The organism is Trueperaceae bacterium, from assembly GCA_019454765.1.
Classification (GTDB): domain Bacteria; phylum Deinococcota; class Deinococci; order Deinococcales; family Trueperaceae; genus JAAYYF01.
Genome location: JACFNR010000039.1, coordinates 20,839 through 28,259 on the forward strand (window position 1 = coordinate 20,839; position 7,421 = coordinate 28,259).

The 7,421-nt window shown below is 73.8% G+C and carries 5 protein-coding genes; 4 read left to right on the plus strand and 1 reads right to left on the minus strand.

The annotated features are described in order from the left end of the window. Positions 1 to 425: hypothetical protein (locus tag H3C53_10430; protein ID MBW7917082.1), on the minus strand; the 425-nt coding region annotated here is incomplete at its 3' end. 213 nt (positions 426 to 638) lie between these two features. Between H3C53_10430 and H3C53_10435 the strand changes: the two genes are divergently transcribed. From H3C53_10435 to H3C53_10450, 4 genes are all read left to right on the plus strand, one after another. Further along, a complete protein-coding gene (locus H3C53_10435; GenBank protein ID MBW7917083.1) occupies positions 639 to 1,313 on the plus strand; it encodes a response regulator in 675 nt (224 codons plus the stop codon). After that, positions 1,310 to 2,512: a HAMP domain-containing protein gene (locus H3C53_10440; GenBank protein ID MBW7917084.1), complete on the plus strand. Its 1,203-nt coding sequence runs from the start codon at positions 1,310 to 1,312 to the stop codon at positions 2,510 to 2,512. The genes H3C53_10435 and H3C53_10440 overlap by 4 nt, the downstream gene beginning before the upstream one ends. Before the next feature lie 165 nt (positions 2,513 to 2,677). Next, complete coding sequence (gene nifJ / locus H3C53_10445; protein MBW7917085.1) at positions 2,678 to 6,331, plus strand: pyruvate:ferredoxin (flavodoxin) oxidoreductase; 3,654 nt, start codon at positions 2,678 to 2,680, stop codon at positions 6,329 to 6,331. Further along, a complete protein-coding gene (locus H3C53_10450) occupies positions 6,328 to 7,344 on the plus strand; it encodes a dihydroorotate dehydrogenase-like protein (protein MBW7917086.1) in 1,017 nt (338 codons plus the stop codon). The genes nifJ and H3C53_10450 overlap by 4 nt, the downstream gene beginning before the upstream one ends. Positions 7,345 to 7,421 lie beyond the last annotated feature (77 nt).

The window sequence follows — 7,421 nt, forward strand, 5'->3', positions numbered from 1 at the left end:
GCCAAGCGGCGGCGCAGCGTGGGGTGGCTCTCGCCGAACGCGCGGACGTCCTCTAGCAGCGCGCTCCGCTGCGCCTCGACCGCCTCGGCCTGCTCCGCCACGGCCGCCTGCGCGGTGGCGGCGGCCTCGGCGCCCGTCTCGCCCGTCTCCAGGGCCGCCACGTACGCCTGCAGGCGCGCCAGCTGCAGCTCGGTCTCCGTCGCGCGCAGCGCCTCGCCTCGGGCCATGAGGGCCTCGACCTCGGCCCGCGCCTCGGTGGGGAGGGCGTTGAGCAGTGTCAGGCGCCGCGCCTCGCGCCGCAGGTCGCCGAGTTGCGCGGCGGCACCCGCCTGCGCGGGCGCCTGGCCGGCCGGCGGTTGGGCCAGCGCCGGGCTCGCGATGAGCGCCGCGGCCACCGCGGCCGTGAGAACGAGCTTCTTCGTCATGGTGATCGCCTCCAACGCGACAGGTCGGTGTCGCTGGCGCAAGGATGGCGCGGCCGCGGGGAGGGAGCGTGGGCCCTGCGTGCAGATGCCGTGGAGGCGCGGCGCCGCGCCGACGGGCGAGGCGGCGCGCGCGTGCACGGAACCTCCACGCGCGGCCGGTACCATCTGGTCGATGGGGCGTACGAGCGGACGGCGGGAGCGGGCGGAGGCGGCATGAAGGTCCTGATCGTCGAGGACGAGGACGGGATCTCGCGCACCCTCGAGGCGTACCTGCGCCGCGAGGGGTACGAGACGGAGGTGGCCGCGAGCGGCACCGCCGCGCTGGCGCTCTTCCGCGCTGCGGCCCCCGACCTGGTCCTGCTCGACGTGATGCTGCCGGGCGTCGACGGCTTCGAGGTGCTCAAGGCCATCAGGCGCGCCGGAGAGGTGCCGGTCATCATGCTCACGGCGCGCACCGAGGAGGTCGACCGCCTGGTGGGGCTGGGCCTCGGCGCCGACGATTACGTGGTCAAGCCGTTCTCCTTCCGGGAGGTGGTGGCGCGCGTGAAGGCCGTCCTGCGGCGCTCGCTCCCCGCACAGGAACCCGGAGAGCGGGTGACCGTCGGGCGCTTGAGCGTCGACGTGACGGGCGCCGGCGCCAGCTACGCCGGTCAGGACCTGCAGCTCACCGCCACCGAGTTCCGCCTGCTCGCCGCCCTGGCCGCGGCCCCAGGGCGCGTGTTCGACCGCGCCGAGCTCATCGCCAGGGCGCTGCCAGACAGCGACATGCTCGAGCGCACGATCGACTCCCACCTCAAGAACCTGCGCCGGAAGCTCGCAGCGGCGGGCGCCCCCGGGTTGATCAGGACCGTGCGCGGGCTCGGCTTCCGGCTGGAGGAGGGGCGGTGAGGCGCCTGGGCGTCAGGCTGGTGCTCGCCTTCGTGGGCGTGACGCTACTCACCATGGGTCTGATGGCCGCCCCGCTCGTGACGGCCATCGTCCGCGAGAACGGCGCGTTGCCGCCCGGCGAGCGCGCCCGGTTCGGGGCGGGCGACCTGGGGAGGCGGCTGCTGTTCGAGGGCCGGGTGCTCGTGGGCGACGGTTGGACGGCCGTGCTGACGCCGCGCGCCGCCGGGGCGCGTGAGCTCCAGAGCGCCGTGGGACGCGCGGCCGTGGTGCGCCTCCTGCGCGACTCCCTCGAGCAGCGCGCCGCCAGCCTGGCGGCCTCCGGCCTCCTGGCGCTGGTGGTGGCGGTGGTGCTCGCGCTGGTACTCGCGCGCGTCATCGCCGGGCCGGTCGAGCGGGTCACGCGCGCCGCGGGGCGGGTGGCGGCCGGCGACCTGTCGGTGCGCCTCGACGCCCCGGCGGAGGCGGGCGCGGGCGCCGCCGAGACGACGCGCCTCGCGCAGAGCTTCAACGCCATGGCAGACGCGCTCGAGCGCCTGGAGGCGAACCGCAAGGCGCTCGTCGCCGACGTGGCGCACGAGCTGCGCACGCCCCTGACCATCATGCGGGGCCGGTTGGAGGCCGTCGAGGACGGCGTGGTGCCGCTCACGATGGACGAGGTGAGGGACCTGCACGCGCAGGTGCTGGCGCTCGGCCGCCTGGTCGACGACCTGCGCACCCTGTCGCTCGCCGACGCGGGCGAGCTGTCGGTCGAACGCGTCGACGTCGACCTGCGCGAGCTCGCGCTGCAGGTCGTCGCCGGGGTCCAGGTGGCGGCGGGCGCGAGGGACGTGACCCTCGAGGTGCGGGGCGACGGTCCGGTGCGCGCCTTCGTGGATCCCGACCGCATGCGGCAGGTGATGCTCAACCTGCTCGACAACGCGCTCAGGCACTCGCCGGCGGGTGGGCGGGTGACGTTGAGCGTCGAGGGCGCGCCGCCGGGTGCCTGCTTCAGCGTGAGGGACGAGGGACCCGGGTTGGAGGAGGGCACCGAGGCGCGCATCTTCGAGCGGTTCGTGCGGGGCGACCCGAGCCGCGCCCGGTCCGGCGGCGGCAGCGGCCTCGGCCTCGCCATCGTCAGCAGCCTGGTGAGCCTGCACGGCGGGACCGTCACGGCGACCAACGCGCCGGGCGGCGGGGCGCTCTTCACCGTCCGGCTCTGACGCGCCGGTCCGGCGCGGTCCGGCCCGGCGCCGAGGGTGCGGCCCTCCTGCGCACTCACCCCGACCGCGACGGGCCAAATGCCCTACCCGCTTGCGGCTAGCCTCAGGTGAGACCCGCCCGCCGAGTCGCGACCTAGCCGACCCGGGCGACGGGAGGAGGCGCCCATGTTGGGGAAGCGAACCGTGGTTGACGGCAACGAGGCGACCGCCAGGGTGGCACACCTGGTCAACGAGGTGATAGCCATCTACCCGATCACCCCCGCCTCGCCCATGGGCGAGTTCGCGGACGCGTGGTCGGCGGCGGGGCGCCGCAACCTGTGGGGGCAGGTGCCCGAGGTGGTGCAGCTGCAGAGCGAGGGCGGCGCGGCGGGCACGGTGCACGGCGCGCTGCAGGCCGGCGCGCTGACGACGACGTTCACGTCGTCGCAGGGCCTCCTACTCATGGTCCCCAACATGTTCAAGATCGCGGGCGAGCTCACGGCCGCCGTCATCCACGTGGCGGCGCGCTCCATCGCCAGCCACGCGCTATCCATCTTCGGTGATCACTCCGACGTCATGGCGGCGCGCTCCACCGGTTGGGCCATGCTGTTCGCCGCCTCGGTGCAGGAGGCGCAGGACCTCGCGCTCATCGCGCAGGCGGCCACCCTCCGCTCGCGCGTGCCGTTCCTCCACGTGCAGGACGGGTTCCGCACCAGCCACGAGGTGGCGCGCATCGTGCCGCTGGGGGAGGACGACGTGCGGGCCTTCCTCCCCGACGAACTGGTGGCGGCGCACCGCGCCCGGGCCCTCGACCCGGACCGCCCGGTGCTGCGCGGGACGGCGCAGAACCCGGACGTGTTCTTCCAGTCGCGCGAGGCGGCCAACTCCTACTACGCGGCCGTGCCGGGCGTGGTGGCCGAGCTCTTCGACGAGTTCGCGGCGCGCACCGGCCGCCGCTACCGCGCCTTCGAGTACGAGGGGGCGCCAGACGCCGAGCGGGTGCTCGTGATCATGGGTTCCGGCGCCGTCGCCGCCCGTGAGGCGGTGCGCGAGCTGGTGGCGGCGGGCGAGAAGGTCGGGGTCGTGACCGTGAAGCTGTACCGGCCGTTCGACTCTCCTGCGTTCGTCGCCGCCCTGCCCGCCACGGTGCGCGGCATGAGCGTCCTCGACCGCACCAAGGAGCCGGGCTCCGCCGGCGAGCCGCTCTACCAGGACGTCGTCACCGCCCTGGCCGAGCGCTGGGACGACGGCGCCACGCGCCCGCGCGTCCTGAACGGCCGCTACGGCCTTGGCAGCAAGGAGTTCACGCCGCGCATGGCCAAGGCGGCGCTCGACGCGCTCGCGGATCCCGGCGCGCCCAGGTCGTTCACGGTCGGCATCGTCGACGACGTGACCCACCTCTCCCTCGCCGTCGACGAGGGGTTCGTCACCGAGCGAAGCGACGTCACCCGCGCCGTCTTCTACGGGCTGGGCTCCGACGGCACCGTGGGCGCCACCAAGAACAGCGTCAAGATCATCGGCGAGAACACCGACCTCGACGCCCAGGGCTACTTCGTCTACGACTCGAAGAAGTCGGGCGCCGTGACCGTGTCGCACCTGCGCTTCGGCAAGGCGCCCGTGGCGAGCCCCTACCTCATCGAGGCGGCCGGGTTCGTCGGGGTGCACTGGTTCGAGCTCGTCTACTCGCGCGACGTGCTCGGCCTGGCCGCGCCCGGCGCCACCGTGCTCTTCAACGCCCCGTTCCGCGCGGAGGAGCTGTGGGAGTACCTGCCGGTGGAGGCGCAGCGCCTGGCGCGCGAACGCGACCTGAAGCTCTACACCATCGACGGCGACCGCGTGGCGCGCGAGGCGGGCCTCGGCGGGCACATCAACACCGTCATGCAGACGTGCTTCTTCGCGCTCTCCGGCGTCCTGCCGCGAGACGAGGCGCTGGGCGCCATCAAGGACGCCATCGACCGAACCTACGCCAAGCGCGGCGCGACCATCCTGGCGCGCAACCACGCCGCGGTGGACGCCGCCATCGCCAACCTGCACCCCGTGGCGGTGCCGGCGGAGGGCGAGGGGCGTTACCGGCGCCACGCCCTCGTGCCCGAGGCCGCGCCCGAGTTCGTGCAGCGCGTCACCGCGCGCATCATGGCGGGCGAGGGCGACCTGCTGCCCGTGTCGGCCTTCCCCGTCGACGGCACCTACCCGACCGACACGGCGCGCTGGGAGAAGCGCTCCATCGCCACCGAGGTACCCATCTGGCAGAAGGACGTCTGCACCCAGTGCAACCTGTGCACGCTCGCCTGCCCGCACTCCGCCATCCGCGTCAACGCGGTGCCCATGGGGCTGCTCGAGGGCGCCCCGGAGGGGTTCGAGTCGACGCCGTGGACGGGCCGCGACGAGAGCCTCGCCGGCCACGCCTACATCGTGCAGCTCGCCCCCGACGACTGCACGGGCTGCGGCGTGTGCGTCGACGTCTGCCCGGCGCGCGACAAGACCGACCTCAAGCGCAAGGCCATCAACCTCGAGCCCAAGCTGCCGCACCTCGAGCGGGAGCGCGCCAACTGGGCGTTCTTCGAGGGCCTGCCGTACCCGCGCCCGAGCTTCGACGCGCTCGACCCCATCAAGGCGTCGCAGCTCCGCGAGCCCCTGTTCGAGTTCTCGGGCGCCTGCGCCGGCTGCGGCGAGACGCCCTACCTGAAGCTCCTCACGCAGCTCTACGGCGACCACCTCATCGTGGCCAACGCCACCGGCTGCTCGTCCATCTACGGCGCCAACCTGCCCACCACCCCGTGGGCGCGGAACGCCGAGGGGCGCGGGCCCGCCTGGTCGAACTCGCTCTTCGAGGACGCCGCCGAGTTCGGGCTGGGCATGCGCCTGGCGGTCGACGCCCGCTCCGAGCAGGCGCGCACCCTGGTGGACCGCTTCAGGCACCGGCTGGGCGCCGAGCTGGCCGACGGGCTGCTGCGCGGCGCCGACGCCCGCGACGAGGCCGGCATGGCGGCGCAGCGCGAGCGGGTGGCGACCCTCACGGCGCGGCTTGAGGAGCTCGCCCCGAGCCTCGACGACGCCGAGCGGCGCGACGCGGCGCGTCTCGCCAGCGTGGCCGAGACGCTCGTCTACCGCCAGCTCTGGATCGTGGGCGGCGACGGCTGGGCGTACGACATCGGCTTCGGCGGCCTCGACCACGTGCTCGCCACGGGCCGCGACGTCAACGTGCTCGTGCTCGACACGGAGGTCTACAGCAACACGGGCGGCCAGGCCTCCAAGGCCACGCCCCGCGCCGCCGTGGCCAAGTTCGCGGCGAGCGGCAAGGCCGTGGGCAAGAAGGACCTCGGCCAGATCGCCATGGCGTACGGCGACGTGTACGTGGCGCAGATCGCCATGGGCGCCAGCCCGAAGCAGACCATCGACGTGCTGCGCGCCGCGGCCGAGTGGCCCGGACCGAGCCTGATCATCGCCTACAGCCCGTGCATCGCGCACGGCATCGACATGAGCACGATGATGACTCACCAGCGCGACGCCGTGAGGGCCGGCTACCTGACCCTCTACCATTACGACCCGCGCGAGGCCCTCAAGGAGGGCGGCGGGCAGCCGCTGGTGCTCGACTCGCGGCCGCCCCGCGCCTCGCTGGCGGAGTGGGCGAGCAAGGAGGGGCGCTTCTCGGTCCTGGCCCGCTCGCAGCCCGAGCGCGCCGAGGCGCTCATGAAGCTGGCGGAGGCCGACGCCAAGGCGCGGCGCGCCCTCTACGAACAGCTGGCCGCGGTGCACCACGAGGTGCCCGACAAGGCGAGCGGTGACGCCGCGCGGGCCCTGGCGACGGCGGCCGCGGGCGAGGCGGAGGTCGAAGCATGAGCCCGAACCTGGAGACCACTTACCTCGGCCTGCACCTGAGGAACCCGGTGGTGGCGTCCTCGTCGCCCCTCACGGGCCGGCTCGACACCTTGAGGCGGTTGGAGGACGCCGGCGTCGGCGCGGTTGTGCTGCCGTCGCTGTTCGAGGAGCAGATCGAGCGCGAGGAGCGCCTGCTCGACGAGCTGAGCCGCGTGGGCCAGGAGATCTCGCCCGAGGTGACGGGCTATTTCGACCCGTACACGGGCGTCGAGCTGGGCGCGGACGACTACCTGCGCCACCTCAGCGCCGCCAAGGACCTGCTGAGCGTGCCCGTGATAGCGAGCCTGAACGGCTACCGCCCGGGCGGCTGGACGCGCTACGCCAGGCTGATGGAGATGGCGGGGGCCGACGCGCTCGAGCTCAACGTCTACTACCTGGCCACCGACCCGGCGGAGAGCGCCGTGGAGGTGGAGCGGCGCACCCTCGACACCGTGTTGGAGGTCACCAGCAGCGTGCGGGTGCCGGTGGCCGTGAAGCTGGGACCCTGGTTCTCGTCGCTGCCGCACCTGACGCAGAACCTGGCGCGGGTGGGGGCGCGAGGCGTGGTGCTGTTCAACCGCTTCTACCAGCCGGACGTCGACCTGGACGAGCTGAACGTGAGCCCCAGCCTCACGCTCTCGACCAGCGCCGAGGCGCGCCTGGCGCTGCGCTGGATCGCGCTCCTCAGGGGCCGGGTCGCGCTCGACCTGGCGGGCGCCGGCGGCGTGCACGCGGTCGAGGACGTCGTCAAGCTCCTGCTGGTGGGCGCCGACGTGGTCACGCTCGCCTCGGCGCTACTCGAACGCGGACCCGAGCACGTGACCGAGCTCGTGAACGGCCTCGACTTCTGGCTGGCGGAGCACGACTACGACTCGGTGGCGCAACTCCGCGGCGCCCTGGCGCAGACCTCGGCGCCCGACCCGGGGGCGTTCGAGCGCGCCAACTACCTCGAGACGCTGAGCGGTTACGCGTTCGGGTACCGGGTGGGAGACTGACGCGCCGCCTCCGGTGGCGCCGCGCGCCAAGGACATCCGCCACTGACCTGCGCGGCGCCACCGGAACTAAGCTCGAG

What these genes read in the sequence shown, in the direction of transcription:
- H3C53_10435 (MBW7917083.1), top strand. Translation starts at nt 639, where the DNA reads ATGAAGGTCCTGATCGTCGAGGACGAGGACGGGATCTCGCGCACCCTC.
- nifJ (MBW7917085.1), top strand. Translation starts at nt 2,678, where the DNA reads ATGTTGGGGAAGCGAACCGTGGTTGACGGCAACGAGGCGACCGCCAGG.
- H3C53_10450 (MBW7917086.1), top strand. Translation starts at nt 6,328, where the DNA reads ATGAGCCCGAACCTGGAGACCACTTACCTCGGCCTGCACCTGAGGAAC.